Origin of the sequence: Streptomyces pseudovenezuelae (genome assembly GCF_029892565.1) — a bacterium.
GTDB lineage: Bacteria > Actinomycetota > Actinomycetes > Streptomycetales > Streptomycetaceae > Streptomyces > Streptomyces pseudovenezuelae_A.
Map to the genome: position 1 here is coordinate 1 of NZ_JARXVH010000085.1, position 1,118 is coordinate 1,118.

Below are 1,118 nucleotides of genomic sequence, written 5' to 3' on the forward strand. Positions count from 1 at the left end.
TCGCGGCCCGTGGCACCGCACTGTCCGTGCCGCGCCTGGTTCATGTCGGTGAGCGGGGTTTGCGGGTACCTGAAGGTGCGCGTGAGTGGCGGTTGGGCGCTACCGGGGGTGGCACGCTCGACAGCCTTGCTCTGTTGCCTGAGCCCGGTGCTGCGGCGCCGTTGGCTGCGGGGCAGGTCCGCGTTGGTCTGCGGGCGCTGGGCATCAACTTCCGCGATGTTCTAATTGCGTTGGGTATGTATCCGGGTGCGGCTGAGGTGGGTGTTGAAGGCTCTGGTGTTGTGCTGGAGGTCGGCGAGGGTGTGACGGGTCTGGCCGTCGGTGACCGGGTGATGGGCCTGATTGGTGTCGGTTTCGGATCGGTGGCTGTCACCGATCATCGGTATCTGGTGCGGATACCGGAGGGGTGGTCGTTCCAGCAGGCGGCATCGGTCCCTGCGGCGTTCCTCACCGCCTATTACGGTCTGTGTGATCTGGCCGGCCTGCGGGCGGGCGAATCGGTGCTGATCCATGCGGCCACTGGTGGTGTGGGCATGGCGGCGACGCAGGTAGCCCGGCATCTGGGTGCCAGGGTGTTCGGTACGGCGAGCCCTGGTAAGTGGGGGGTACTGCGGGAACTGGGCTTCGAAGATGCTTGCTTTGCCTCGTCGCGGACGGCGGAGTTTGAGGAGCACTTCCTGGCGGAGACCTCGGGTGCCGGAATGGACGTGGTTGTGGACTGTCTGGCCGGGGAGCTCGTGGACGCCTCGCTGCGGCTGCTGCCCCGTGGCGGCAGGTTCATCGAGATGGGCAAAACTGATGTCCGGGATGCGGGCACCGTGGCCAGGACATACCCAGGAGTTGCCTACCAGGCGGTCGACCTGATGGCGGCCGACCCTGAGCGCATCCAGCAGATGCTCGCCGAATTGGCGGGGCTGTTCGAAGCGGGGGAGCTCACCCCGCTACCGTGTACTGCTTGGGACGTGCGCTGTGCGCAGGACGCGTTCCGTTACATGAGCCAGGCCCGGCACATTGGCAAGATTGTGCTGAACGTTCCGAAAGCCCTTGATCTTGACGGTACTGTCCTGATCACGGGTGGTACCGGGTCGCTGGGTGCCATGGTGGCCCGGCATCTGGTC

Annotated in this window: 1 protein-coding gene; it reads left to right on the forward strand. The window is 65.7% G+C overall.

Annotation, left to right across the window (positions count from 1 at the left end; translation table 11 throughout):
* Positions 1-26: 26 nt before the first annotated feature.
* A partial coding sequence (locus tag M2283_RS51575) for an MDR/SDR family oxidoreductase (RefSeq protein WP_432423265.1) occupies positions 27-1,118 on the forward strand: 1,092 nt, incomplete at its 3' end.